Source organism: Krasilnikovia sp. MM14-A1259 (genome assembly GCF_047159535.1).
Classification (GTDB): domain Bacteria; phylum Actinomycetota; class Actinomycetes; order Mycobacteriales; family Micromonosporaceae; genus Actinoplanes.
The window spans coordinates 1-26639 of sequence record NZ_BAAGAJ010000004.1 but is presented as its reverse complement, the minus strand read 5'-3'; the positions used below and the strand labels follow the sequence as shown (position 1 = coordinate 26639).

At 73.2% G+C, this 26639-nt stretch carries 22 protein-coding genes and 1 pseudogene; all 23 read right to left on the bottom strand.

Annotated elements, in window-relative coordinates; genetic code table 11:
• Positions 1-16 precede the first annotated feature (16 nt).
• The gene (locus tag ACMCNK_RS36000; protein ID WP_412741178.1) at positions 17-1027 is read right to left on the bottom strand and encodes an ADP-ribosylglycohydrolase family protein; all 1011 of its coding nucleotides are present in this window, start codon (positions 1025-1027) and stop codon (positions 17-19) included.
• A 79-nt stretch (positions 1028-1106) separates the two neighbouring features.
• Positions 1107-1511, bottom strand: coding sequence for a hypothetical protein (locus ACMCNK_RS35995; RefSeq protein WP_412741177.1), 405 nt, complete (start codon positions 1509-1511; stop codon positions 1107-1109).
• Positions 1508-1972, bottom strand: coding sequence for a helix-turn-helix domain-containing protein (locus ACMCNK_RS35990; protein ID WP_412741176.1), 465 nt, complete (start codon positions 1970-1972; stop codon positions 1508-1510). Before ACMCNK_RS35990 ends, ACMCNK_RS35995 begins: the two co-directional genes overlap by 4 nt.
• Positions 1973-2020: 48 nt before the next feature.
• The gene (locus tag ACMCNK_RS35985) at positions 2021-2305 is read right to left on the bottom strand and encodes a hypothetical protein (RefSeq protein WP_412741175.1); all 285 of its coding nucleotides are present in this window, start codon (positions 2303-2305) and stop codon (positions 2021-2023) included.
• A gap of 74 nt (positions 2306-2379) precedes the next feature.
• Positions 2380-2811, bottom strand: a complete 432-nt coding sequence (locus ACMCNK_RS35980; protein ID WP_412741174.1) for a hypothetical protein — start codon at positions 2809-2811, stop codon at positions 2380-2382.
• Between the two features lie 35 nt (positions 2812-2846).
• Positions 2847-5024 carry a hypothetical protein gene (locus ACMCNK_RS35975; RefSeq protein ID WP_412741173.1) on the bottom strand — a complete coding sequence of 726 codons (2178 nt, stop codon included), beginning with the start codon at positions 5022-5024 and terminating at the stop codon, positions 2847-2849.
• A complete protein-coding gene (locus ACMCNK_RS35970) occupies positions 5025-7499 on the bottom strand; it encodes a hypothetical protein (RefSeq protein ID WP_412741172.1) in 2475 nt (824 codons plus the stop codon). It lies immediately after the preceding gene.
• A 2-nt stretch (positions 7500-7501) separates the two neighbouring features.
• Positions 7502-7843: a hypothetical protein gene (locus ACMCNK_RS35965; RefSeq protein ID WP_412741171.1), complete on the bottom strand. Its 342-nt coding sequence runs from the start codon at positions 7841-7843 to the stop codon at positions 7502-7504.
• Positions 7840-8958 (bottom strand): hypothetical protein, encoded by a 1119-nt coding sequence (locus tag ACMCNK_RS35960; RefSeq protein ID WP_412741170.1) that lies wholly within the window; start codon positions 8956-8958, stop codon positions 7840-7842. The genes ACMCNK_RS35965 and ACMCNK_RS35960 overlap by 4 nt, the downstream gene beginning before the upstream one ends.
• Before the next feature lie 18 nt (positions 8959-8976).
• Positions 8977-10200 (bottom strand): ParB/RepB/Spo0J family partition protein, encoded by a 1224-nt coding sequence (locus ACMCNK_RS35955; RefSeq protein ID WP_412741169.1) that lies wholly within the window; start codon positions 10198-10200, stop codon positions 8977-8979.
• 118 nt (positions 10201-10318) lie between these two features.
• The gene (locus ACMCNK_RS35950; protein WP_412741168.1) at positions 10319-11260 is read right to left on the bottom strand and encodes a replication-relaxation family protein; all 942 of its coding nucleotides are present in this window, start codon (positions 11258-11260) and stop codon (positions 10319-10321) included.
• Between the two features lie 16 nt (positions 11261-11276).
• Complete coding sequence (locus tag ACMCNK_RS35945; protein ID WP_412741167.1) at positions 11277-13958, bottom strand: hypothetical protein; 2682 nt, start codon at positions 13956-13958, stop codon at positions 11277-11279.
• Between the two features lie 590 nt (positions 13959-14548).
• Positions 14549-14998 carry a hypothetical protein gene (locus ACMCNK_RS35940; protein WP_412741166.1) on the bottom strand — a complete coding sequence of 150 codons (450 nt, stop codon included), beginning with the start codon at positions 14996-14998 and terminating at the stop codon, positions 14549-14551.
• A 110-nt stretch (positions 14999-15108) separates the two neighbouring features.
• Complete coding sequence (locus ACMCNK_RS35935) at positions 15109-16128, bottom strand: hypothetical protein (protein WP_412741165.1); 1020 nt, start codon at positions 16126-16128, stop codon at positions 15109-15111.
• Positions 16125-16682 carry a hypothetical protein gene (locus ACMCNK_RS35930; protein WP_412741164.1) on the bottom strand — a complete coding sequence of 186 codons (558 nt, stop codon included), beginning with the start codon at positions 16680-16682 and terminating at the stop codon, positions 16125-16127. Before ACMCNK_RS35930 ends, ACMCNK_RS35935 begins: the two co-directional genes overlap by 4 nt.
• Positions 16679-18469 (bottom strand): hypothetical protein, encoded by a 1791-nt coding sequence (locus tag ACMCNK_RS35925; protein WP_412741163.1) that lies wholly within the window; start codon positions 18467-18469, stop codon positions 16679-16681. Before ACMCNK_RS35925 ends, ACMCNK_RS35930 begins: the two co-directional genes overlap by 4 nt.
• A complete protein-coding gene (locus tag ACMCNK_RS35920) occupies positions 18466-21114 on the bottom strand; it encodes an ATP-binding protein (protein WP_412741162.1) in 2649 nt (882 codons plus the stop codon). The genes ACMCNK_RS35925 and ACMCNK_RS35920 overlap by 4 nt, the downstream gene beginning before the upstream one ends.
• A complete protein-coding gene (locus ACMCNK_RS35915) occupies positions 21114-21653 on the bottom strand; it encodes a hypothetical protein (protein ID WP_412741161.1) in 540 nt (179 codons plus the stop codon). Before ACMCNK_RS35915 ends, ACMCNK_RS35920 begins: the two co-directional genes overlap by 1 nt.
• Positions 21653-21949: a hypothetical protein gene (locus ACMCNK_RS35910; RefSeq protein WP_412741160.1), complete on the bottom strand. Its 297-nt coding sequence runs from the start codon at positions 21947-21949 to the stop codon at positions 21653-21655. The genes ACMCNK_RS35915 and ACMCNK_RS35910 overlap by 1 nt, the downstream gene beginning before the upstream one ends.
• A 13-nt stretch (positions 21950-21962) precedes the next feature.
• Positions 21963-23072: a hypothetical protein gene (locus ACMCNK_RS35905; RefSeq protein ID WP_412741159.1), complete on the bottom strand. Its 1110-nt coding sequence runs from the start codon at positions 23070-23072 to the stop codon at positions 21963-21965.
• Complete coding sequence (locus ACMCNK_RS35900; RefSeq protein ID WP_412741158.1) at positions 23072-23326, bottom strand: hypothetical protein; 255 nt, start codon at positions 23324-23326, stop codon at positions 23072-23074. Before ACMCNK_RS35900 ends, ACMCNK_RS35905 begins: the two co-directional genes overlap by 1 nt.
• A gap of 77 nt (positions 23327-23403) precedes the next feature.
• Complete coding sequence (locus ACMCNK_RS35895; RefSeq protein ID WP_412741157.1) at positions 23404-24141, bottom strand: hypothetical protein; 738 nt, start codon at positions 24139-24141, stop codon at positions 23404-23406.
• A 1290-nt stretch (positions 24142-25431) separates the two neighbouring features.
• Positions 25432-26639 (bottom strand): annotated as a pseudogene (locus ACMCNK_RS35890) (MFS transporter); the annotation flags it as partial.

Below are 26639 nucleotides of genomic sequence, written 5' to 3'. Positions count from 1 at the left end.
CCCGTGCGTGGCGACCCTATGCCCCGGGTCGGACACTTTCGGTGTCCCAGATCGCGCCGAGGGCGGCGAGCTGGTCGGCGTACTCGATGCGGGTGAACCATCGGTCCGGCCAGATGCTCATGCCGCCGGCGGCTCCGAGGAACGCGCCGGTGAGGCAGGCGATCGAGTCGCTGTCGCCGGAGCTGGTCGCGGCGCGGGCCAGGGCGGTGACCGGGTTGTCCGGGAACAGCAGCGCGCAGTACAGGCCGGTGGCCAGGGCTTCCTCCGCGATCCAGGCGGCGCCGGTCGCGGCGCACGGATCGGCGCCGCGGTCGGGGTGGATCAGGGCCTCGCTGAGCCGGTCGACGGCCGCGGCGCACTCGTCCCAGCCGAAGGCGATGAACGACTCGGGGGTGCTGGCCCGGGCCACACACCACAGGTCACCGAGCCAGTCGTGGTGGTAGCGGCGGCGCTGGCTGGCGCAGTGCGCCCGCAGCATGGCGGGCAGCGCATCCAGGTCGGCGCCGTCGCGTAGCAGCCGCACGGCGTAGGCGGTCAGCTCGGCGGCGGCCAGGCCGGTGGGGTGCCCGTGGGTCAGCGCCGCCTGCAGCTGCGCGACCCCGGCGAGCATGTCGAGGTCCAGGCCGGGGACGAGTCCCACCGGGGTGACGCGCATGTTCGCGCCGCAGCCCTTCGAGGCGACCACGGTGGCGTGCTGCCACCGGCCGGGCCGGGCCAGCCGGGAACAGGCGCTCAGGCACGTGCCGCCCGGGGCCCGGTTGTTGTCCGGGCTGCGCCACCAGGCGACGAACCGGGCCCGCAGCTGCGGTTCGAGGTCGTCCGGGGTCAGCGCGGCGTCGTGCAGCGCGTGGGCGACGGCGAGTGCCATCTGGGTGTCGTCGGTGACCAGGGCGGGCGCGCCTTCCAGGTCGCGGGGCCCGCCCGGCCCGTACCGGGCGACGATCTTCTCGACGGTCAGGAACTCGGTGGGTTTGCCGAGGGCGTCGCCGTAGGCGAGGCCGAACAGCGATCCGGTGGCGTGCAGCATGGCGGTACTCCTGACGAAAGTGGAGGGCGGTCCCACTCCCGCGGCTGTCTACGGCGGCGGGCGGGCCGGGCGGGATGGTTCAGGCGATGCCGGCGACGGTGTCGAGCAGCTGCTGCGCGCGGGCGAACGCGATCTTCTTGTGGCCGTAGCTGGGCCAGCGGGCGTGCATGACCTCGTGCGCGATGACGGTTTCCGCGTCGCCGCGGGTCGGCAACAGCCGCGGGCTGAGGTAGATCAGCGGGACCGGCCAGCGGGCGCCGGCCGGGCCGGTGTAGGCGTTGCCGGCGCACCAGGCGCCGACGGTGCGGCCGGTCCGACGCTGGTAGGAACGCGGGTCGAGGACGACATCCACCGCAACACCGGCCGCCGCGGCGTAGGCGTGGGTGCGGGTGAGCAGCCACCACGGGTCGGCGCGCACGGCACTGTCGGCCGGGTCCAGGCGGTGGTGCAGCAGGCTCTGGCGGTGCTGCACGAGCGCGCTCACGGCTGCTCCTGTCCGCGGGCGGCCAGCAGCTTGTCCAGGGCAGGCAGCGGTACGCGCAGCAGTTCCGCGAGTTGCTCGCGGCGTTGATGGTCCAGTTGCGCCTGACCGGATTCGAGTTGGCTGTATCGGGCCTGGGTGATGCCCAGGTGTGCGGCGACCTGGCCTTGGGTGAGGTTGCGCAGCGCCCGCAACAGTTCCACCGTCATCGGCGCCTCGGGGTCGAGCAGCTCGGCGGCCTTGACGCCGAGGGCCGCAGCCAGCGCGTGCAGCGCCTTGGCGGCCGGGCGGCGGGTTCCCCCCTCGTAGGCGACGATCTTGAGCCGTTCCCGGGTCACCGCGCTGTCCGACGCCGTCTCGGCGACGCTGCGGGCCAGCTGTTCCTGGCTCAGTCGCCGCTCGCGGCGCAGCGTGCGCAGCCGTTCGGCACTGAATGCCTCGATCACGTGGCGGGCCCGTGTCATGGCTTCCTCTCGTCGGCGCTGGTGCCGGGCTGCCGCCCGGGCAGGGTGTTACGCCGCCTCGGGCAGCTCGTCCATCTGGTACTGCACAGCCTGCATGAGCACCACCCGGTTGAACCGGTCCAGCGCCCAGCCGCGCTTCGCGGCGGCCGGGCTGCGCAGCGCGTCGCGGATCGCTCCGGCGAGGTTCCGGGCGGCCAGCTCCGGGGTCTCCCCGATGCCGAACAGGCCCTTGTGGAAGCTGCGGTCGGTGCCCGTCGCCACCCATCCGAGGCCCTCGATCTGCGCCGGGGCGAGGGTGTACGCGGCGACGTAGGTGTTCTTGTCGACCTTCATGTCGGTCCTCCTGTCTACGGCTCCACCACCGTGCTTATATCAAGGTAACGTTAGATTGATATAAGCGCAAGGGGTTATGCGTACCGTCCGGTCCAGGAGTCCTCGTCGAGCGCGTCGAGGGCGAGCTCTTCGGCGGCGTCCAGGCGGGCGCCGACGAAGGTGTCCCAGGCGGCGAGGATGTCGGCGGCGGCACCGGTCGCCGGACGGATCCGGGCGCGTTGCCCGCTGCGCAGCGCCATGACGAGCTCGCCGCCGTCGGTGTGCACGCCGGCGAGCTGCAGGGCGCGCCGCGGGCATTGGTTGAGTGCGAAGACCGTGGTGCCGTCCTCGCCGGTGACCGGTGCGGACAGCGGGCGCAGCCACAGGCAGTCGGCGTCGTCGGCGTCCAGGCGCCAGGCGCGGGCCAGCGGCGCGACGAAGGTGGTCTCGCCGGCGGGGTCGGCGACCACCAGTTCCGCGTCGGCGTCGAGCAGCTGCTGCAGGGTGTGCTGCCAGTCAGGGTTCATGGAGTGCTCCCGGCGGGTCGAGGTGAGTGGAGGCTTCAGGTGACGACCTGGTCGATGGGGCGACCACGCAGCTCGGTGATGCCGCGATCGGTCAGCAGTTTGAGGATCTGGGCACGTTCGCCGGCCCCGGAGCAGACGATGCGGCTGGGTGCCTCGGCGCCGAGCAGGTCGATGCCCTCGCGGAACATCACCTCGTTGTTGCTCGCGCCGAAGGTGGCGACCTTCATCGGGTCGCGGGTCAGGGAACCGGAGTAGTTGCTGTTGGCCGGGTTGATGGCGCCGAAATGGTCGCCGTTGTAGCCGTACCAGTCGGCGCGGCGAATCAGTACGTGCGGGTCGTCCCAGACCAGGGCCGGACCGCCGCTGGGGGCCTTGCCGGAGACGCGCAGGAAGACGCTGTTGGCGCCGCCGGACTTCTTGTCGGCGGCCTCGCTCATCCCGATGCCGGTGGCGGTGCCCATAGTGGCGCGCCGTTCGGTGCTGGCCAGCACGCCGGTGGACAGCATCTGGGTCAGGCCCCCGCCGCCGAGACGGTGGACCAGCTTCTTGCCCTTGAACGCCTGCGCGACGGCCTTCGGATCGGCACCCACGTCGAAGCGCGACCAGGTGAGCCAGCCGCCGCTGCGCTGCGGGGTCGGGTCGTAGCCGGCGCTGGCGGCCAGTGCGGCGCCGTCGGCGTGGCCGGTGGCCTGGGCGACGGCGTCGCGTACGGCGGTGACCTTCTTCGGCAGGACGCGGGCGGCGGCTTCCAGCTGCAGACCGCGGGCCATCGCCGCCAGTTCGGTGTCGCTCTTGCCGACGGCCTCGTGGGCGTGGCTGTAGTACAGCTCCTGCAGCACCAGGTCCTGCAGCTGGGCGGAGTCGGCCAGGGCGCCGGCCACGGCCGGGTTGGTGGCCAGGCCCTGGGCGGTGATGTTGGCCTGCAGGTAGCTCCACTCCCCTTCGCCGGCGGTCATCGGCCGGTTCACCAGGTGCAGCTGGCCGAGCCGGTCGACGAGCTCGGCCGCGTGTCCGGTGCCGGGCGGGGCGATGACCTCGAGTTTGCCGCGCAGGCTGTAGTCGGTGTGCTTCGGGTCGTTGGCCGCGTACGGGCGGTAGACGGCCTGGTAGCCGTCGCCGAGGTCGATGGCGTATTCGGTGCCGCCGGCCTTGCTGCGCGCGGTGCCGTCCCAGCTCGCGGTGCCGGTGGCCGGGTCGATGCTGGCGTTGATCCGGGTCGCCTGGCGCGAGGTGATCGCGAGTCCGTCGTTGGCCTGGCCGGGTACCGGGACCATGGTGGTGACGGTGGCCAGGCCGGTGTGCAGGTACGGCTCCACCATGGGAATCTTGCCGCCCTCGGTGTAGCCGGCGCTCACCGTCCCGTCGACCCGGTCGCGGATCGCGGCGAGGTGCTGGCCGTAGTGCGCCGCCATGGCCTTCTCGTCCGCGGTGGCGCCGGGGTCGTTCTGGACCGCGGCGACGGCCTGCTCCGCCGCGGTCAGGTACCCGAGGACGTGTTCCGGGATCGCGTCGCCGTTCTTGAGCCGGTGGTTGACGCTCTTGGCGGCCTTGGCGACCTGTTCATGCAGCTGCTGCTGCTCGTCGACGGGCAGCCGGCCGTTGACCTCCTGCTGGACCTGCGTGGCGACCATCTCGGTCGAGCCGTCGGCCAGGGCCTCGAGCAGTTTCGCCTCGGCGGCCTCGTCGACGGTGGCCAGCAGCACCTCGCGCGGCCCGTCCGGGCCGTCGTAGGCGATCACGGTGGCGGCGGAGTCGACGAGGTCGGCGCCGCCGACCAGCGCCGGCACGCCGGTGGCCAGCCCCACCGGTACCTCGTCGGGCACCGGCAGCAGCGGTGCGTCCCGCGCGGGTGTCGGCTCCGGGTCCTCGACCGCCTCCGGCGGCGTCGCCTCGGCGGAGGCGGGCGGCTCGGGCGGTGGTTCTATCGCCACGTCCGCGGGAGCATCGGCCGCGGCGGCCGTCTCGGTGGCCACGGCGGGCTCGGTGACCGGCTCGTGGCCCATGACCGTGTCGATGGCGCCCATGAGCTCGTCGAGGAAGTCGCTGACCTGCGGCGGCAGCGGGCCGGCGGCGGCCGCGGTCGCGGTCGTGGTCGTGGCGTCGGTCGTGGCGTCGGTCGTGGCGGTCGCGGTCATGGTGCTGGTGTCGGGTGCGGGCGCCGCCGTGGGTGCGACGGCGTAGGACTGGTGGCTGCTCTTGCCGCCGGTTCCCATTTACTGGCCTCCCTTGAGCAGTGTGCTGGCGCCGGGCAGCTTGAGCTCGCCGCCGAAGAACGTGGTGAAGGCCTGCCGCAGGCCCTTCTTGCGGTCGACGGCCGCGTCGAGGAACGCCTCCGCGACCTGGGCGGTGCTGACCTTGTCGGCGGGGATGCCGTGGGTCTTCGCGGCGCGCTGACGCATCGCCGGCGCCCAGGACACGCCCTTCTTCGCTCCGGTGTGGGCGGTGTCGTGCAGCATGGCCCGCCACTGGCTGTCGGGGATCTTCTCGATCGCGGCGAGCACCGGGTGCGCCGCGGCCGGGTTGACCTTGACGCCCAGGGGCAGCGATCCGCTCTGGTGGGCCTGGTAGAGGGTGTGCGTGATGGTGGAGCCGACCGGGTTGTAGGACATGCTGAGCTTGTCGGAGTCGCAGAACTTGTACGCCTGGCCGAGGTCGATCGCGAGCATCCCGCCGGCCGGGGTCCGCAGCAGGTTCGCCGCGTGCCCGTCGTGGTTGCTGACCGCCCACGCGGCGACGTGGTAGCGCACGATCGCGTCGGCGTCGGCCTGGCCCCAGGACTTCGGTGAGGCGGGGAAGTGGTCGGCCTGGGTGACCAGCGGCTGCACCGAGCCGTTCTTGCCGGCGACGGTGGCCCGGTAGACCGGCACGGCGGGCAGCCCGGCCGCGGCGAACACCCGGGCGGCGTCGGACTCCGCGGCGGCGCGGGCCCCGCCGCTGGAGTCGCTTTTGAACATCCACGGCTTGCCGTCCGGGCCGGTGTGCAGGCTCTTGCTGTGTGTGCCGCCCAGGTGGCTGCCGGAGGTGCCCTTGCCGAAGTCCCAGCCGGCGACGACCTTGTCGTCTTGGCGGGCCGGCAGCCCGCTGTTGCTGGCCGCGGCGTGCTTGAGGGCGGCGACCAGGTCGGCGTGCTGGGCGACCCATCCGGCGGACTTCGCCACGATCGGGGCGGCCGCCTTGCCCGTGCCCGCCGCCTTGGCCGTGCCCGCTGCCTTGGGCTTCGCTGCTGGGCTGGCCGGTGCGTTGGCCGCGCCGTTGACGCCCGCGGGGGCAGCGGTCGGTGCGGCGCCGCCCGCTGCCGGGGTGGGCTTCGGGGCGGTGGCTTTCGCGGTGACTGCGCTCTGCAGCGCCGCGGTGTCGATGGCGGTGTCCCACTGCCCAGCGATGTAGTTCTGCACCTGCGCGCGGGTGCCGGAGCCGGCGTTGTCCAGGCCGAGAGCGGCCGCGGCGGCCCGCAACTCGCCCACCGGCTGGGCCTTGGCCCATTGCCGGAACGCGGTGGCGCAGTCCGCTGCGCCGACCGTGGACAGCTTCTGCAGCGGAACACCGGCCTGGCCGTGCCACAGGTTGATGGCGGCCTCGGCCTGGTAGCCCTTGCCGATGAGGGTCGCGAGCTCGGCGAGCTTCGCGGTCCCGGCGGCGTCCCAGCTCGCGGGGTCCTTGGGCTTGAGCGGGCCGCCGAGCAGCTCGTTGATCGCGGTGGCGGCCTGCTGACGGTCGGCGACCTGCCCGACGCGTTCGTCGGCGGTCTGCAGCAGCGCGCCGGCCTCGCCCTGCGGGGTGCTGCGCCGGGCGGCGGCGATGAGCTCCTTGTTGCCCAGGACCGCGGCCTGCTCGGCGGTGAGCATCCCGGACGCGACCGCGGCCTCCCGCAGCTGTGGGATCGCCCCGGTCTTGACCTTGCCGTTGAGGGCTTGGCTGATGCTGTGCGCGGCGGCGGCCTGCGCCACCGCCAGGGTGTGCGGGTCGTCGGGGCATGACGCGGTGGCCAGTTTGTTCTCCGCGTCGATGACCGCGGTGAGTCCGGTGTCGACGGCCGTGAGCTGCTCGACGCTCATGCCCCACTTGGCGTAGGGCAGGTCGGCGAGGGTGGTGGCGATCTGTGCCTGCAGGCCGACGACGTCGGCCAGGCTGGCGGTCCAGGTTCCGTCGTCGGGCGCCGGCGGTGGGGTCAGGTCGGCGAGGGTGAGCCCGTTGATGGTCTCGCCGGCGGCCAGGGCCGCGTACCGGGCCTGCGCGACCTCCTGGATCTTCTGCTTGGAGGTGATGTCGGCCGGGTAGAACGGGTCGAGCCAGTGCACCAGCGGGTGTGGCTGCTTGCCGGACAGCCCGACCAGCTCCGGATGCTGGAACCCCTGTGCCGCGGCGAGTTGCTGCAGCTGCTGCGGGGTGAGCTGCTGCAGCCAGGCCAGCTGCTGCGCGTGGGCGTCGCCGAGGGCTGCCTTGAGCTCGTCACTGCCGTCGCCGTACTGATCGAGCGCGGCCGCAACCTTGGCGGCGGCGGCCTGGAAGCCGGCGATGTCCGCGGGGTCGAGGTCGCCGTCGGTGAACGACGCCGTCAACGCCTGCAGCTCCGCCGGGATCTGCGCTGCCTGCGCCGCGGTCTCCGCCGGCCCGGTGCCGCCGTCCGGCCCCGGGGTGGTGGGGGTGACGTCGTACGCCTGGTGCGCGGTCTTGCCTCCGGTGCCCACGGCTACACCGCCGGGTCCATGAGGGGCAGGATCACGGCCAGCAGCTCGTCGAGGGCGAACTCGGCGGCGGTCCGCACGTCCACGCCGGCGGGCCCCGGGTCGATCTCGGTCAGCTGCAGGCCGCCGGCCTCGTCCGTCCACTGCTCGAGCTCGGCGGCGACGTCGTCGGCCTCGTCGAGGCGCTGCTGCCAGCTCGTGGCCCGGTCCCAGACGCGCGGCAGCCACACCGCGGCGTGCTCGTCGCCGGCGACGGCCAGGACTGCGACGACGTCGACGCACGCGCCGAGCTCGGCGTCCCATGCCTGCAGCAGGAAGCGGCGCGCCGGCGCCGCGGTGGCGCTCATCGCCGGGCCTCGGCGGTGTCGAGCAGCGACGCCATGTAGGTGACGCTGGCGGTGAACGCGTCGACCGGGCGGGCGTGCAGGTCCTGGCGGCCGTCGGCGGTCATCACCGCGCCGTGCAACGCGAACTGGTGCGGGTTCTGGCTAACCAGGTGCAGCCGCGACCCGAACAGTTCGACGGCCAGGTCGATGCGCGCGGCCCGCGACAACCCGGTGATGATCACCGGCAGGTGCGGGGGGAGGTTCTCGGCCAGCCAGTGCAGCCCCGGCAGCACCCAGGTCTGCCAGTCAGAGTCCTGCCGCACGGTCTGCAGGTTGATCGCGACGGCGGGCGGGTCGGTGTCGTCGACCCAGGCGGCCCACCGGCGGAGGTCTTCGAGGCGGTACCAGTACAGGTTCGGCACGGTGTTCATGCCGGCGTTGACGAACTCGTCGGCGATCAGCAGCGACATCCGCATCGACAGCAGGTGCTGCGCCCGCGGCCAGTTCCCGAAGATCGAGTAGTTGGGGGCCAGGACCAGGTCCCAGCCCATGGCGGCGATCCGCTCGACGAACCGGTCGACGCGGCGGCGGCTCCAGAGCGCCTCGACGAGCGGGTCCAGGCCGTAGCCGACCAGCACGGCCAGCTGCCCGGGCCGCAGGCCCAGCACCTCGTGCACGTCGCGGTCGGTGAACCGCCGGTACAGGCTGGCGGTGTCCGGGCTGAACACCCGACGCAGCCCGACCCCGTAGGCCGGCCACCGCAGCTGGGCGTCCCAGGTGGTGACCGCGGAGCCGTCGGTCTGCGGCACGAACCGGGGCAGCCCTGCGGGCAGGCGCCGCTCGCCGAGGTCGATGTCGTCGAACTCGAGGGTGCCGCCGACATCGGCCATCCACGCGCCGATGTCGGTCCGCGAACCGCACCGCACCGGGCAGGTGCGGCACACGTCCGTACCGGCGGCCGTGGTCACGGTGGCCTCGGCCCGAGCGCAGCCGCAGTAGGAGCAGTCCGGGTTGGTGCCCGAGCACAGCGGGGCGATGACCGCGGCCGCGTCGACCGGGTCGGGCCCGGCGTACCAGGGACAGCGCCGGCAGTCGCAGCCGGCCGCGGGGGCCAGCAAGGGCAGGTTGATGGGCATCGGTCAGTCCCCCCGATCTCAGGCGGCGGCCGCGGCCGGCGCCGCGGGCTCGGTGATGGTGGTGTCGAGCAGCTGCAGGATCTGTTCGGCGAGCAGCCGCAGCGAGGCGGCGTCGAAGCGGCCGGGGCGGGCACCGACGCGCAGGTCGGCCGACAGGCGCCGCAACGCGCCGAGCGCCTCGGTAACCACGGCAGTGTCCAGCGCGGCCGGCCCGGGCCCGGAGCTGCCGCTCCCGGCGCCGGGCGGGCCGCCGGCGCCCGGGGAGCCGGCAACGGTGGGGCCCGGCGCCGCCGGGGCCGGGGCCCGCAGCTTCTCGGCCCGGGCCAGGTTGGACAGGTCCCGGCCCCGTTCGGCGGCGTCGACGACCGCGCCGGGATCGCCCGCGCCGGCGGGCGCTTCGGCTTCGGCCACCGCGGCGGCGAGCAGGTCCGGGCGGCCGCGGCTCTTGACCGCCGCCCAGATCTCGTCGGCGACGGCGCCCTGGTCGCGGCGCAGCCCCACGAACCGGATCCGGGTGTGCAGGGCGACCTTGTGGGCGTCCATGTCCTCGACCAGGTCGCGGGGCAGGAACTCGAACGCGCGCACCAGCTCGCGGGCCTTGCGCGGACTCATCTGCAGGCCCAGCCGGGTGAGCACCTCCGACCACGGGGCGGCGCAGCGCGAGTCGCCGGCGCGCAGACGTTCCAGGGCCCTAAAGCGCTCGGCCGGATCGTCGAGCGCGTACACCTCGGCCGGGACGGGCTTGCCCGCGGCCAGCAGTTTGCCGACCAGCACGGCGCAGCGGTGGAACAGCAGCCCCGCGGCCTGCTCTCCAGGGGTGAGCGGCTCGCGGGCCAGGTTCTCCACCAGCTGCCAGACCCGGCGCTCCTCCTCGGTCAGCGGGCCCGGGCAGACGACCGCGGGGATCGTCTGGAAGTGCGGGTTGTCTTCCATGTGGACGGCGCCCCAGCGGCCGGCGCGCAGCCGCCGCTCCCCCAGCGCCAGGACCCGCCGCGGCGGACCGTCGGCGGCCGGGATCTCCTCGACCAGGATCGGCTGCAGGTAGCCGATCTCCGCGATCGACGAGATCAGGTCCGCGAGCTCCCGCGGCACCGTCGAGTCGCCCGGCGTGCGGCCCTGCACGTCGGTGCCGGGCGAGCCGGGCCCGCGCAGCGGCAGCAGCTCGAAGCGGCGCTGCCGCAGCCGCGGGGACAACGCGCCGAGGCGCCGCAACAGCGACACCTGGCTCTCCCCCGTGTCCATTACCGCTCACCTCCTCCTACTTTCACCAAGCGCATCGGAGGGCCTCGCGAGTACAGAACCGTGTCCGGTGAGGACGGATTAGCGGCAAAGATCGTTTTTGGGCGGCGGGTAGGCGGGGCTACGTCCGCGCCAGCCGAAGGCCGGGGCCGATCTGCACATCCGCCTCGGATTCGGGGTCGTCACGCAGATCCACCGGGTGCTCGGCCAGCGGGGTGCGCCAGATGGCGGCGTACGGGCCGTCGGCGAGGACCTGCTCGATCGGGGCACAGCCGAGCCAGAGGGTGGGCAGGTGGCGGCGGATCGCCGGGTCGGTGCGGCACAGCTCGGCGACGACGTCGATGCGCCGGTCGATGACGGTGCGGCTCTGGTCAGCGAACACGATCAGGATCTTCGGGAAGGCGGGGTAGGCGCGTGTCCACACCGGTCGCGGGTTGGCCGTGCCGGGGCCGGCCGGCCCGGTGTAGGTGAGCAACTCCGCGTACTGGCGGATCTTGTTGCGCAGCACCAGCGGGCTGTACCGGCCGCGGTCGATCTCAACGAAGCGGGTGAGCAGAGTGTCGTCGTCAGCGGTGCGCAGCCAGCACCGCACCACCAGGTCCGGCACGACGACGCGGGCCCGGGGCGCGACGCCGTAGCGGTGACCGACCTCGTGGTCCCAGTCGTACGGGCCGCAGTAGTGCCCGAGCCGCTCACCGTGCCGGGCGAACGCGATGCCCACCTCGTTGGCGAGCAGGGTGTGCCGCTGCAGCGCGTTGGCCGCCTTCTCAGCGGTCATCAGGTGACGGCGTTCGAGCACCAGGTGCTGCACCGCGGCCCGGCCGGCGGCAGTGACGTACCAAACCCGCCGCGGCCGCGGCGGGCGGCGCGCGTCGCGGTCGGGGACGTGCCCGAGCAGCCCGCCGTCGGCCAGCCGGCGGGTGGAGCGCTGCAGCGTACGCACGTGCACCTCGGGCGCCAGCAGGGACCGCAGCTGCTCGGCAGTGAGCAGCCGGTGGTGCAGGCAGGCGGTGAGGATGTCGAGTTCCAACTGCGACAGTTGCCGCACGGCGGTCGGGGTCATCGGGTTACCTCCCTGGTCAGCTCTGGTTCAGCGGTCGGGTGCCGCGCCGCGGCGGCAACGCGACGACCGTGCCGCCACCGCCCGCGGCGGCCGGTGCGGCGGGCACGGCCTGTGCCGGTGGGCGGTTCTGCCCGCGCCGGCTCAGCAGGGCGGTGGCGATGCGCTCGTCGAGGGTGTCCAGCCCGGCGAGGATCTCCCGGATCGGCCGACGGCCGAGGTTGCGGTCGACGGCGGCGTCGATGACCTGCGGGGCGAACGGGTTGTAGAGCTCCTGGTAGATGTCGGAGACCTCGAAGCCGTACAGGAAAACCGGATCGGTGCTCTTGCCGTCGACGCGGAACGAGCCGATCGCGGTGTACTTGTCCAAGGCGGTGATCTGCTCCGGCGGGAACTTGCCCCATTCCCGGGCGACGGTACGGGCGCTCTCGACGCTGGAAGCCGACGTGATCAGATGCGACCGGTTGGTCAGGAAGGCTTCCTCCAGGTAGTCGGGCAGCCGCTTGATCGACTGCGCGGCGGCGGCCATCCGCAGCCCGAACTTCCTCGTCTCCTCGAGCATCCGGGCCAGGTCGCGGGTGGCGTACTGCTGGATCTCGTCGGCGAACAGCCAGAACGGGCGGCGCTGCTCGGGCGGCAGGTCGCGGCGGCTCAGCGCGGCGCGCAGGGTGTCGTACAGCAGCAACGCGGTGATCAGCTTGTCCTTGTCGCCGGTCCCGGACGGGCAGGCCAGCACGATGTAGCCGTTGTCCATCGCGTGCCGCACGTCATAGGTCGACTGCGGACTACCGAACAGGGCGGCGACCCGGTCGGAGGCCCGCAGCCGGTCGAGCAGGTTGGTGACCGGGGTGATCGCCTCCGCCGACAGCTTGGCGAACCGGGTCTCCCAGAAGCTGCGGGTGTGCTCGCTAAGAAACGGCAGCACGACGGTGCGCCAGTCCTCGTCGGCGAGGATCGTGGTCATCTGGAAGATCGTCGGCTGCAGGTCGGCGGGCAGCCTCATGCCGAGCTCGCACAGCGACTGGGCGGCCATCTGGGTCAGCGTCTGCGCCCGGTTGTTGACCGTGCCCCAGCCCATCGCGGACGCGAACGAGGCGACCACCGCCGACACCCGCGACTCGAGTTCCTCCGGCCGGCGCCCAGCCATGTCCAGCGGGTTCCAGCCGGCCTGCGTGTCCCCGCCAGCGGACAGGTTGAGCTCGAGCACCCGGTCGGCCGCCGCGCCGAGGAACGGCTTCATCCGCTCAAGCGCGTCGGCGTGCGGGTCCAGGTACAAGAACCCAACGTGGCCGCGGTCGGGGCGCCGCGCGTCCTCGATATTGGCCAGGTGCACCGCCTGCACGATCGCCCGCTCGCTCTTGCCGTACTCCGCCCGCCCGAGGTTGAGGGAGAACAGGCTCTCCTTGGCGCGGGTGCCGACCGGGCGCCAGCCGCCGCCGGGCACGACCGCGAAACCCTGCGGCAGGAACCCGGGCGTCTTGGCCGGGCTGATGTAGGTCGGCATGGTCGCCGGCGCCGGCGGCAAAGCCGGCGTGCGGGCGACCGCCTCGGATGTGCACTTGAGCGTGGGTGGCTTGAGCAGGCCGAGCATCTCGGTGGTCCGCACCCGACGGTTGCGGCGCGGGCTGAACCGGCCGGTGCGCTCGCGGTGGTCGAACCAGCCGCGCCGCCACCAGGAGTCGGCGCCGTCGAACCAGGTCCGGCCGACGTTGACGCCGCAGACCCGCCAGTAGTTCTCGCCGGAGAACTGCTCGAACGCCGCGAGCAGGGTCAGCAGATGCGCGCGGGCGCGCTCCTTGGACGGCGACTCGACCCGGATCAGCACCTGGGCCTGCCACAGCGGGTCGGTGGCGAACAGCTTGGTGCTCAGCGCCCGGGTCTGGATGCGCATCTGCTCGGCGACGATCCCGACCCGGCGCAGGCGGGTGGATCCTCCCCCCATCATGCTGCCCTGCTTCTGCCGGGCCTCGGCGGACTCGTCCTGGCGGCGTTGCTCGCGCTCGGCGGTCGCTACCGCGAAGCGGCGCCACAGCCGTTCCCGGGCGTGGGTAACCGCGGCCAGGTCGAGGTGCACCACCGCCCGGTCGCCGTCGGTGACCTCGGCCAGTGCCCGCGCGAACGCGTCGAGGGGGTCGGGGTCCAGGCCGCGGTCGGCCAGCGGCAGCCGGTCGGTGCGGGCCAGGGTCAGTTCGGCGCGCAGCACCGTGGTCTTGCCGGTGGGGGAGGAGGATTCTCCGTACCACCGTGCGCCGTCGCCGGCCGGTGTGGGTTCGTCGGGGTGGAATCGCGGCGGGGCCGCGGTGGCCGGGCTCTCGCCCGGCGCAAGCGGCGCCACCCCGGGCCACAGGGCGGTCTTGAGGACCGCCCGGGCGTAGTCGGGGACCGACATGCGGTAGCGCAGCAGGCCGTCGCCGTCGCCGACCAGCGACACCCGAACCGCGCTCGCCGAGCGCGGGAGCAGGCTGACGGCACGGCGGGCTCGAGCGAGCTGAGCGACTGCTTGCAGAACTGGACCGGGAGGTGGGTCGAAGACTGAGTCCGGGATCAGTTCGTAGGTTGCTCGGGTCTTCAGGCCCAGATGCGTCAGGACACCGTGGACGATGACCACGCCAAGGGCCACACCTGCTGTGACGCCGCTCCACGCCGCGATGGCCGTCACGGTCAGATGGCTGAACCACTCCAGCAGGAAGTGAGGCATCACGCTTTCTGGGGTGGGTAAAGATGTCGGGATCCGCGGCGGGGTGTTTCCACCGCCAGTGAGCTGCGCAAACACGGTCACGGCCGGACCGTCCCATGCGACGTGATCGCGACGTGAAAACGACATGATCGCGACACTGGGCAGGGCAGCGCCGGCTGGGGGCGAACACGATGCGGGCCTGGCAACCGGGGCACGGCAGTCTCCTTCTGACCGGGGGAGCAGAGCGAAGAGGGCTCCTACTATCACCAAGCGCATTTGGGGTCGTCTGGAGTACAAACCCCAGGTCAGAGCACTTGGACGGCGGCGCCCGCCGCGGGCCGCTAAACCCGCGGGTGAGTCCGGTCGGCTGGCGGCGGCCCGCGACGGGGTCACCGGGGGTGTTTCTAGGAGGGTGTTTCTAGCCGTCTGAGCAGGCAATACCGGCGGTCCTGGACGCCGCGCGGCCGCACTCCCGGCCACTGTGAAGTCGCCGGGCGATGACCAGCCCGGCGATGGGCGACAGACGCTTCCCGGTGTGCCCGGCGCCGCCGGGCACACCGTCAGCGCACGGTGAGAAGCACGCCGGCCCGTCGGGTCAGTGATTGTTGATCGTGTCAGTCGCCGGCACGGGCAAGGAGCCCGGCCGCGGCGGCGGCCTCGTTGAGCAGGCGGCGCAGGGCCGCGTGGTCGGCATCGATGTCGGCACCAGGCGCCAGCACGACGCCGCCCTCCTTCTTCGTCTCGTGCTCTGTGCGGAGGTAGACGCGCACGCCGAGGTCGCCGCGGATCGCGAGGTCGCGGAAGGCATCGGCGAGGTTGTCGATGAGTTGCGGCCAGGGGCGCTCACCGAACGGGACGCTGATCCGGATGTCCTCGACGCTCGTCCGGGCACCGATGATCTGTGCGCCGGTGGTCATGTGCCGCTCGGCGATGCCGCGGGCCTCGAGGATCTCCACCAGCTGGTCGAAGGCCGGGCCCGGCCTGTCCACGTACAGATAGAACTGCCGCGGGAAGGCAGGAACGACGCCCACGGCCATCTGCTCAATGCTCACATTGTTGGTCATAGGCGGACGATAAATGTCGGGTCTGACATAAACCGCGGCTCGGGGTCGTCGCGCCAACTCCCACCACGCGCACGCTGCGAATCCATCATCAGATGAAACTTTCAACGGTTTCAGTACATCGAGATGTGGACGTGGTTGGTGTGCCAGCCCGAGGGGTCGTTGCCGCCGAACGGGTTGTTGTAGGCGTGCCAGCCTTGGGTCTGGGTCCAGATCATGCGGAACCAGATGACGTACTTGATGCCGAGGCGGTCGGCGTTGGAGACGGCCCAGGCGGCCATCGCGTCGCCGCGCGCCTTCTGGGCTCCGGACGCTTCGCCGCCAGAGGTCATCATGAAGTCGCAGGCGCGGCCCTTGGGGTGTTCGCCGTGGTCGTCGACGCGGTAGCAGCCGGGCTTGGGGAAGCCGGCGGCGGTGGCCTGCTGGACGAGGTGCAGCGTGCGTGGGGTGAGGCAGCCGGCGCCGGTGGTCGGGTCGGGGACGATGCTGCAGCTCTCTTCCGGCCAGGTGCCGTCGGGGTTGCGGGGGGCCGGCTCGGCCGTGCCCAGCGTCGCGTCGGCGCAGCCGAGCCCGAGGTCACCGCCTGCCCCCTGCTGCGCGTTGACGAGCGCGGTGGCCAGGGGCTCGTGCTTGGCGTACGCGTCAGGGTAGGCGCTGATCTGCACGGCCTGGGCGGCCTCGGTGAGCGGGATCGTGGCCCAGTCGCGGATGGTGACGAGCTTGTCGTAGAACTTGCCGGCGGCGTAGACCGGGTCGAGGATCTGCGCCGGAGTGCCCCAGCCGGCGCTGGGGCGTTGCTGGAACAGCCCGAGCGAGTCGTGGTCGTTGTTCGCGCCGAGGTCGCCGAGGTTGTGCAGGTTGGACTCCTGCAGGGCGGTGGCGATCGCGATGACCCAGCCGCGGGCGGGGACCTTCTTCTGCTGCCCGACGGCGATGATCACGGCGGCGTAGTGGCGTTGCTCGTCGCTGAGGTCGCCGACCTTGGGCAGCGACAGGTCGGGGTCGACGCTGACGTCGCAGCCGGCGGAGGCGCTGCTGGTCAGCATCCGGTAGCCGCCGCCGATCACGCCGGTGCCGACGCAGCACAGCACGGTGATCACCGCGGCGATGACGGCGACGGTCCGCAGCCTCATCGGGCCGGGATCCAGTCGAGGGCGTGGACCAGCCAGCGGCCCTGGTACAGCAGGGTCAGGTGCAGGGTGCCAGCGTCGGTGGTGATGCGGGCGTCGGCACCGCCGGGGAGGGCCGTGATCTGGGGCGTGCCGGTGACCGTGGTCGCGGGCACGCCGGCCGGGTCGGCGTGGCGCAGTTTGCCGGCCAGGACGGGGGTGCTCAGGGCGGCCAGCCGCGGCGCCCAGCTGGTGGCGTCGGTGCCGGTGTGCCGGGTCCAGGATCGGGCGAAGCGGGTGGCGGCCGCGGCCGCGGCGGCGGTGTCGAGGTCGTGGGTGGAGTCGTCGTCGATGTCGTCCGGGGAGGTGGTGGCCGGCGGTGTGGCCCGGGCCGCCGGCGAGGTGGCCGCGGCCGCCGCGGGGGTCTGCACAGCGGTGGCGGTGCCGCCGGCCGGTGGTGATGCCGAGGTCACGGCGGCCGGTGGTGCGGGGACGTCGTCGGGGCCGGCCAGGCGCAGCACAGCGATGACGGCGGCCGCCGCGACCGCCAGCACGAGGGCGACCCGGCGGGGGTTCACGCGTTGCCGCTTCCGCCGCAGGTGGGGCACTCGCGGTCCTCGAAGTCGTCGGCGGACTCGAGGTAGACGCTGATCGTGCCTTCACCGCCGCAGGTCGGGCAGGTGCCCCTCGAGGCCGGACGCCGCTCGACCGGGAACGGGTCGCGCTGGTAGCCGGCGTCGTCGCGGTCCTCGCCGGTGAAGCCGCGCCGGAACTCCCGGCCGAGGATCTGAACGCGCTGGAAGGCGCGGCCGGCGTTGGCGTCGAGGGTCTGTACGTCGCGCCAGACGCCGCGCACGCTCCAGCCGCGGCCGCCCATGCCCATGCCGCCCATCCCGGACCCGCCGACCTTGGCGCGGTCGAGGCGGCGCACGGCGAACCGGACGTGCGAGCGGGTGCTCTGGCCGATGCGGCGGTGGCAGGCGAGCAGGATGACCGCGACGATGTCGACCAGCAGCAGCCGCAGCAGGAACCCGGTGCCCTGCACGCCGGTGAGCGCGCCGGTGGTGACCAGGAAGAACGACAGGCTGCCGAAGCCGATGACGATGGCGGCCAGCACGGTCGCGGTGGAGCCGACCCACAGCCACAGGGCGCGCCGGCCGGGGCCGCCCAGCAGCGACGCGGGCAGGGCGAGGACCAGCAGGATCGCGAGCACGGCCAGGGCGATCTGCCCGCCGAGCAGCGGGATGACCACGCCGATGACGACGTAGGTCAGCATGATCAGTGAGCCGATGAGGACCAGGATCGAGCCGACGATGCGGGTGCCGGTGTCCTGACGCAGGTGCTCGGCCAGGCGCGGGTCGCACTGCTTCATCAGGTCGTACATGGGGCTCTCGTCGTCCGCGTGCTCCGCCTTGAGGATCTTGTTGTAGGTGTCCAGGCACGGGTGCGCGCCGTCGCCGGTGTCGTCGAAGATCACGCCGTAGGCGAGCTGCTCGTGGGGCTGGCGCACGAAGGTGTCGATGATGGCGTTCTGGAACGGCGTGATGATGTTGTCCGGGGTCAGGTGGCCGGTGTTGGTCGCCGGTCCGGTGTCGTCCAGGGGCAGCGCGGCGAAGGTGATACCGACGTCGCGGGTGCCACCGAGCAGGCCGTCGTCGCCGAGCACGGTGTCGGCCGGCGCGGCGAGCACGACGCCGCTGACCGCGGCCAGGCAGAAGGAGATGAGGATCTCGCCGGCGCCCTTGCCGACCCGGCCGCGCAGGGCGGCGAACCCGAACCAGAACACACACAGCATCAAGGCCAGGGTGGGCAGCCCGAACCGGTCGACGACCTGGGTCTGATACTTCTGGGCGATCTGGGCGACCGGGCCGAGCATCGCGTCGGCCACACCGAAGTTCACGGACACGCCGAGCAGCCAGCAGGCCACCCACACGATCATCGAGTTCAGGCTGAAGATCCAGTCGGCGACCATCGTGGCGAGTTTGACGTCGCCGTGGGTGAGGCTGTCGGTCATGCCGTGGTAGCCGGAGTCGAAGTAGTAGCTGTCGAGGGGGTTGCCCTGCCGGTCGATGACGGTCGAGCCGCCGCCGAAGAACGTGCCGGGCTTGGTGTAGCTGGTCAGCTGGTCGCACGGCACGATAGGGCTGGTCGGCGGCAGTGGGGCACCCGTGCCGGGACCGCCGGGGGCGGGCTGCTCCACATAGGGTTTGCCGGAGCCGACGTAGCACATCGCGTCGCCGGGGTCGGCGGCCGCGGGGCTGGTCGGCAGCCACGCGACGAACACCGCGGCGAGGATGACCACGGCGCGGTACCACCACCGTCGGACGCCGCCGGCGGGCGTGCTGGTCGGCCTGGTGGTGGTCATAGCCGGCCCGCTTCGGCGTCCGGGGTGGTGCGGATCGCGGCCTGCAGCCGCGGCATCGGCGCGATGAGCACCCGCAGCCGGCCCATCCGCTGGTGGATCTTCGCGATGAACTCGCCTTCCCTGCCGGGCTGCACGACCGCGTCGCCGCTGGCCGGGTCGATGTGCGACAGCGGCGACAGGTCATCGGTGATGGTGCGCAGCAGCCGGTCGCGTACGTCGGGGTCGGTGACGCCGAGCGCGTCGACGTAGCGGCTCGCGAGGCGCCTGTTGCGCTGCCGGCCGATGAACGTGGCCGAGAGCAGCCCGAGCAGGGTGTCGTCGCCGGTGTCGTCGGGGTCGTGCCCGGCCAGCAGGATCCCCGCGTGGTTCTTGCGGCCGTCGCGGATCAGCTCGAGGACGGTGTCATAGCCGGGTGAGCCCTCCCCTTCGCGGGTCAGCCAGTAGCACTCGTCGGCGTGCACGAGGACGAACCGGGGGTCGCCGAACGCGACCGTCTTGGCGAGCTGGGCGCTCAACGTGAGCACCGCCCGGCCGAACAGCGCCGCGAACGGCAGCTTCGCCGCCTGCAGATCGCTGCGCAGCTCGTGCCGCTTGGGCAGGGCCATCTGGTGGGTCGCGAACACGATGTGCGCCGCGGTCAGGTCCAGCGCGGGCAGGTCGGGGTCGAAGATGACCCCGCACACCGGACGGCGCGCGGCCGCGGACAGCTGCCGGGCCAGCGTCCCGGCCGCCGCGCTACCGCGTTCGGCGTCCTCGGCCAGGGCCTGGATCAGCACGCTCATGCTGCGCTTGGCGTCCTCGGCGATGCTGGCCAGGGCCTCGGCGAGCACGGTGCCGGTCTCGCTGGTCGCGTCGACGCCGAGCAGCTGCGCGACGAACGTCTCCGCGGCGGTGATCCCGTCGAGGCCGGGCAGCACCCGCAGCGGGTCCAGCGAGAATGCAGTGGGGCGGGCCAGGTCGACGACCTGCACCGCGTGGTCGCCGAACACCGCGCGCAGGAACACCGACTGCTCCTGGGTGCGGGTGCGGTCCCAGCCGATGGTGCGGCCGCCGCCGGCGCCGACGTCGGCGAGGATCTTCTTCAACGTGACGGACTTGCCAGCGCCCAACTCCGCAAAGAGTCCGAGGCTGGCGGAGATGTCGCGCTGGGTCCAGCCGGCGATGTTGAGCTGCACCGGCTCGGCCAGGCCGCCGTCGGCGGTCAGCCCGAGGACCTGCCCGGTGCGGTCACCGAGCCGTCCGCCCACCAGCGGCATCGCCTTGGCCAGATCGTCGGCCAGCAGGAACTGCCGATAGTCGTCGACGACCCGCGGGGCCGGCACACCGGGCAGCATCGCGGCGTAGCAGGCGATCTGGTCGCCGGTCGGGCGCACCGCGATCAGGTCGTCGGAGAAGGTGAGCCGCAGCGCCTCGGCGCGTTCCTCGCACTCGGCGCGGGTGGCGCCCCACACCCCGAGGACCACGCTCATCTGGTACTCGACCTCGGCCTGGTTAGCGTCCAGGCTGGCCTGTTCGTCGGCGAGCTGCTGCTGGCCGGTCAGCACCCAGTCGGGCACGTCCTCGGTCAGCCCGGGCTCCTCGTTCTCGCCGGGGGTGTACTCGCCGAGCTGGTCGGCGATCTGCCGGCGCTTGCGGCCGACCTTGGTCTTGGCCTCGGTGCCGGTCAGTACCGTGGCCCGAATCGCCCAGTCGATCCCGAACGGCACGTCCTCGTGCAGCCCGGCCAGCCACTCCCCGCCCGGGAACAACCACTCGGTGGGCAGATCACTCAACACCAGAAACGCCTGGTGGGAGACCCCGGCGTCCGGGGTGGTGATCCGCACGTACCGGTGGCTGAAGGGGTTGCCGCCGGTGGCTGGGCCGCCGTCGCGCAGCCAGCGCATCCCCGACTCGAGCAGCGAGCTGCGCCCGGCCGGGCGGGTGCCGGCGGCGGCCGCGGCCCGGCCGCCCTCGTCCAGGTGGACCTCGCCGAGCGCGGCGTAGCTGGGCACCCGCAGCCGCCCGCCGCGCCAGGTCGCCGCGGCCCGGCCCTGCCGGCGAGCGGCCGCCAGCACCGGTTCGCCGGCGGTGCCGCGCCGCGGCGCCCGCCGGTGGATCCACAGCACCTCGTCCGGGGTCGCCGGGGTCAGCCCGGTGATCGCCCTCGTGACCTTCGTGGCCTGCGCCGAGCGGGCCCGGACCTCGGCCAGCGACGGCGCGGCCGGGGCCAGCCCGAACGAGCGGGCGAACTGCGACCCGGCGCCGGCGAGCGCGCCGACCGCGGCGGTCAGGGTGTTGCCGTGCGGCAGCGGCAGCGCCAGCCAGTAGGAGCGCTCGCGCAGGTCGGTGCCGGACAGCAGCCGCCGGTACGCGGCGGAGATCTCGGTGTAGACCGGGTGCCGGGCGGCGTCGATGCCGGCCAGGGTGCGCCGCGCGGTGTCGTCGGCGCCGACCCGGCCGCACAGGCTCAGCAGCAGCGGCTCGCCCCGCAGAGCGCGCAGCAGGGTGGCCGCCGACCGGCCGTAGGAGACCTTGTCCTCGGCGGTGGCATACCGGTACGGCACCGGGTCGACGCGCCACAGTGCCCACACGCTGCCGTCGTGGGTCCAGGCCAAATTGCCGACGACCGCGCGCAGCGGCTCGGCGGGCAGGGCGGCGCCCAGCATCAGCGGCCTCCGTTCTCGGCGGCCGCGGCGAGCAGGTCGGCCAGGCCGACCGTGCGCGGCGCGGCGGGGCGGGCCCGGGCGGCCGCCCGGGCGGCGGGGGCGGTCTGCGCGGCCAGGGCGGCCGGGTCGGGCAGCTCGGCGACGACGAACCCGCGCCCGGCCAGCCGCACCGGGGCGGGCAGCCGGTGGGCGCGGCCGCGCAGGTAGCCGGCCCGGGGCTGCAGCAGGTAGCCGACGGCGGCCAGCAGCGTGCGGACCGGGTCGCGGCCCTCGATGCGGGTCCGGCGGGCCGCGTAGGTGAGCACCGCCGGCAGGCCGACCCCGATGACCAGGTTGAGCGGCCCGAAGTGCGCCCACACCGCCCGGGTCTTGACCAGCAGCACGATGCTGCCGACCAGGATCGTCAGCTGGGTCAGGGTGTACGGCCCCAGCGGCAGCGTCCACCGCGACCCGGGCCATTTGCGGATCAGGTACGGCTGGCGCCGGCCGGCGGTGTACGAGCGGCCGACGGCGGTGTGCCGCTGCTCGGCGCCGGCCATCAGATCTCCCGCCCGGCGTCGACCGCGGCCACGATCGGGGCGGGGGCGGGCGCACCCACGACCTCGGTGCCGAACATGCGGGCGAGGGCGTCGACGTTGGTCAGCAGCATGTAGACGACGGCCGCGCCGATCGCGAAGACGATCAATTTACGGATGGCGCCCCGGGTCATGATCAGCATCCAGACCCCGAATCCGAAGACGAGGGTCAGGAAGACGACCGGGATGGTGGTGCTCAACCAGTTGGTGGTGTTGTCCACCCAGTTGGTGATGTCTCCGGCCAGCACAACGGGTTCCACAGCAGAGCTCCTTCTAACGGGGGGTGCCCGGCGTACCCGACGCCGGGGCGGACGAGGCGCCCGTGCGGGCGGACGGGGCGATCACGGCGGGCCGCGTGGACGAGCTGGGCGTGGGCGCCGGGACCGCCGGGGTGGTGTCGATGGCGGTGATCTCCCACCGGCCGCCGCGGACGGCGAGGGTCAGCGGGTAGGTCAAGCGCCACTCCCCCGGCTGGTCGCCGACCTTCGCGGCGACGGTGGCCAGCAGCTGCACGCGGGTGCCGTCGGCGGGCAGGTCCTGGCCGGCGCCCACCTCGGCGTCCTTGACCGCGGACAGCCGCTCGAGGCGCACCGCCGTGTACGGCGCCGGGACGACCGCGGCGATGGTGGTGCCCGGGGCCAGGTACCGCTCGATCTCGGGGCCACCGGCGAGCAGCGCAGCGAAGAACGGGGTGAGGGTGTCCGGGATCGGCTGGCCGGTCACGGCGAGCGCCCGCCCGTACGCCAAGTCCTGCCGGCCGGCGGGGGCCAGGCCGGCGACCTGCGCGGGCAGCGTCGGCGCCGCCCAGCCGGCGCACGTCCCGCCGGCCGCCTGTCCGGCCGGCCGGGTGAGGGTGACGGCGAAGAACTGCACGCCGACGCCGGCGGCGCGGCCCTGCTTGTCGAGGGTCACCACGTCGGCGCCGATCACGTACGCCCAGCCCGTGCCGGCCGCATCGGCCTGGGCGCTGACCGTGTAGGTGCGGGTCGCGGCCCGCGCCCGGGCCGGCAGCCGCGGCACGTCGGCGCTGACCAGCGCGCCCAGCGTCGTGGCGTCTCCGGCCAGCCAGGCGCTGACCAGCAATTCGGCGCAGCCGCCCGGCGGTGCCGCGGCCGCCGGCGGGGGGGCAGGTGCGGCGACGGCGGGCGCGGCACGGCGGCCTCCGAGGTTGGCCAGGCCGAGCAGGCCGAGCGCGACCGCGCCGATCAGCAGCGTCCACAGCAGCCCGTGCACGCCGCGGCTGGTGGCGGCCTGGGTGCGGCTGGAGCCGCGCAGGCCGTCGGCCGGCCAGTCGTCGAGGGTCTCCGCCGGCGGCTGCGGGGCGCGGCCGGGGGCAGGCGCGGCGACGAACGTCGGCACCTGGCGGGCCGGTGGGCGGCGCATCACGCCACCGCCAGCCGGCGCCGGGTCTGCGGCATCGCCGCGAGCAGCACCGCCAGGTCCACGCCGGCCAGCTCGTCGAGCACGACGAGGGCTTGGTGGGCCGGGCCGTGCAGGAACGTGTCCAGGCGCTCCAGCAGGGGCCGGTCCAGGGCCCGCCGGGAGGCGAGCAGCTCGTCGAGCAGCAGCCGCAGCTCCGCCTCGGTCCGCGTGATGTGGGCCAGCCCAGCCGCCACCTGGTGCAGGTCGTCGTCCACGGCGCGTTCCTCCTTTGCGAAAGGTGCCTCTACCTACACCAAGCGCATCGGAGACCGCCTGGAGTACAACCCGCAGGTCAGGCGGCATGTGTCAGGGCGTCACGGAGGCGGGCCTCGGCGTTGTTGCGCAGCGCGAACAGCCCGGTCGCGGAGCGGCCGAGCCGGCCGGTGAGCTGCTTCACGGGGATCTCGTCGACGCGGTGCGCCGCCAGGAGCAGCGCCTCCTCGGCCGACAGCACCCCGCGGGTCTGCGCCCACACGAACAGGTCGATGACCTCGACGCGTTCGTCGGCTTCCCGGCTCGCGGCCAGATCCGTCTCATCGTCCGGGAGCGGCTGCAGCCCGACCGGGACCTCCCCGCGGTCGTGGCGGGCCGCCCGGCTGAGCCGCTGCTGGCAGTCCAGCAGCAGGTTCGCGGCGATGCGCCGCGGCCGCCGCCGCCACGGATACGTGCGGATCAGCGCGGCCAGCTCCGCGAGGACGTCGGCCTGGGCGCCGACCGGGTCGCCGGTCACCGCGGTGATGCGCTGCGCGAGCCGGACCGCGCCGGCCATCAGCAGCTGCAGCAGCACCCGGGCGGCGAGGGCGTCGTCGCCGCCGTCGCGGGCGGCGAGCCGGGCCAGCGCGCCCAGGATCGCGTCCGAGCGTTCCTTGTCGCTGCGGTCCTCGGTGGCCGCCTGCAGCGCCGCCAGGTCGGCGTAGCCGACCAACGCCGGGTATGCCGCTGCCCACCGGGTCAGCGCCCGGCCGGTCGCCGGCGAGGCGGTCAGCGCCTGCCACTCGTCTTGCATCTGCCGAACCAGTCCCTGTCGCATGTCGACCTCCCCCGTTCGTGGTGCTGGGGAGAAGCCTGCTGAGCAGGTGTTATGCGACCTGTAGGCGTTGCTGTGCCCGGCGGTGTTGCCAGGTGTTTCTACCCGCGACACCCGTTACCGCCCGGCTGGCCGCCACCGCGGCGGCCAGCCGTAGGCCCTGACCTGGGCAGAAACGCCCCCGAGTACCGGGTTCACCTGGGCAGAAACACCTCCCGCTCCCGGCTACAGCCGGGGCTTGGCCGCAGGCCCGGATCCGGTTGCGGGTGGCTCACTGGCGCCCTGCCCCGGGCCTCGTGTCGAGGTGGTGGGCCCGACGCAGGTGGCCGACAACCGCCGGGATGCCGACGTCTGCCGGGCACCGTGCGGCCGGGCCGCCGGCCCACTGCGGGGTCGGGTCTGGTCTTCGAGGGCGCCGAGGATCGGCGGGTGCGGGACCGGGTCAGTCGGTGACCGGAAGTGGCCGGGCGGCCCGGGCGGCGACGCGGATCTGGGGGTTGCTACCCCTGGGCGGGCGAGGTTGCGAGGCGCCGTTTGCTACCCGCGCCCGGTGGTTTGCGACCCCGCACTTGCAACCCGCCGGCACGCGGTTGCGACCCGGACTTGCGACCCGCCGGCACCCGGTTGCGACCCTGCCGATCGTGGACTTGCGACCCTTGCCGACGCCGTGGTTGCTACCCGCCGCCGGCCTGACTTGCGACCCTGGCCGGACGGCCGTTTTCTACCCGGCGCCCGGCCCTGGTCTGCGACCCGGTGGCTGCGGTTGCTACCCGTGCCTGGCGTCGATGTGCGACCCGGCCGAACCGAGGGTGTTTCTACCCTGCGACGGCAGGTGTTACTAGGCGGTTGACCTGCTGTTTTCTACCCTGGACCCGGGTCGCCGGGAGCCGTCTCGCCGGGCCGTGCGGGGCACGTGTTTCTACCCCGCAGAGCCAGTGTTTCTACCTTGTCGGGCGAGGTGTTTCTACCCTCGCAGCCTGCGGATTTGCGACCCTCGGACCGGCCGGTTGCGACCCCTGCCGACGCCTGGTTGCGACCCTGCCGATCTGGACCTGCGACCCTGCCGACCCGGCGGTTGCTACCCGGGACTTGCCACCCCGCCGACGCCGGTTGCTACCCGGGACTTGCGACCCCCCGGCAGCACACCGGTTGCGCCCCTGCCGATCTGGACCTGCGACCCTCTGCCCATCCCGCGGGTTGCAACCCGCGGGATGGGCAGAGGTTCTCTGGGACAGCGCGTGCTGAAGGTCAGACGCCAGCCCCGGCGCCGCACCCCCGGCCCCGGCGAGCCGGTCAGCCTGCCAGGGCCGGCTCGCGGTCGTCCTGGTCGCTGGCAACCGGCGCGGTGGCGGCGTCCGTCAACCTGGACGACTGCGCCGGCACCGTCGGCACGGGTGCATCGCCATCGGCGGGCCCGTCGGCGCCGGTGTCCGCCGCGGATACCGTCCCCTCCTTCGCCCGCAGCGCGTGTAGGTGCTCGGCCGTGAGCAGCCCGTCCTTGCCGGCCCTGCGGACCTTGCTGATCGTGCGCGGCGCCACGGAGAGGCGTTCGGCCAGCTCCTCGTTCTTGGCATCCGGGTCGGCCTGCATCGCCAGCCAGATGGTCAGCCACTGCTCGTAGAACTTCGCCGTCGCCGGGATGTCCACCACGGTCGTGTCGGGCGCCTTCACCACCGGCTTCCGCGCCGCGGCGGCCCTGCCCAACGTGCCCGGCGCGGCAGTGTCGGCCGCGGCGTCGTCTCGCTGCCCGGCGCCGAGCTCGACCGGCGAGAAGGCCGGCGTGGGCGCGACCGGCACCGCGGCCGCCGGGGTCTCCATCGCCAGGGCAGCCGGGTCGGTGAGCTGGGTGGCCTGGCCGACCCGGCGACGCACCTCCCCGATTTCGTCCGAGGTCGCGGACAGGGTCAGGACCGCCAGCTTCGTGGACGTCCTCGCCTTCTGCCGCGTGCTCAGCGTGGTGTTGTGCAGGCGATACGTCAGCATCGTCATCTTCTTCAGGCGCCGCGCGGCCTTCATCGCGTCCAGGTCCGGATCGTCGTCCGGGATGAACAGGCCCCGCTGCTCGGCGAGCCGGCGCGGGGTGTAGGCGAAGCGCCCGCGGCGCACCCGACGGCCGGCGGCGGTCAGCGCCGCCCACCACATGAAGAAGATGATGCAGGGGATCGCCAGCCGCAGGATCTTCTCGGTGTTGGTGTGCGCATTGCTGGCGACGACCACTCCGGACATCACGGCGATCGTCGCGGCCACGTACAGCATCGGGCCCGTGTCACCCGGCGTGATCACCTTGCCGTCGGGCCCGTACACGGTGGTGCTGCGGTACTGGTCCGCGGCGATGCTCGTCGCGGTCAGGAAGCAGATCTCGAACACCGCGAACACCAGCACCGCGAACAGCGGCGGCAGCTGCAGATCGTCGATGGCGATGCGCCACATGCCCTCGGCGTTGAGCATCAGCGCCAGGTTCATCGAGGCCGCCAAGGCGATCGGCCGCAGTGGCCGGCCGC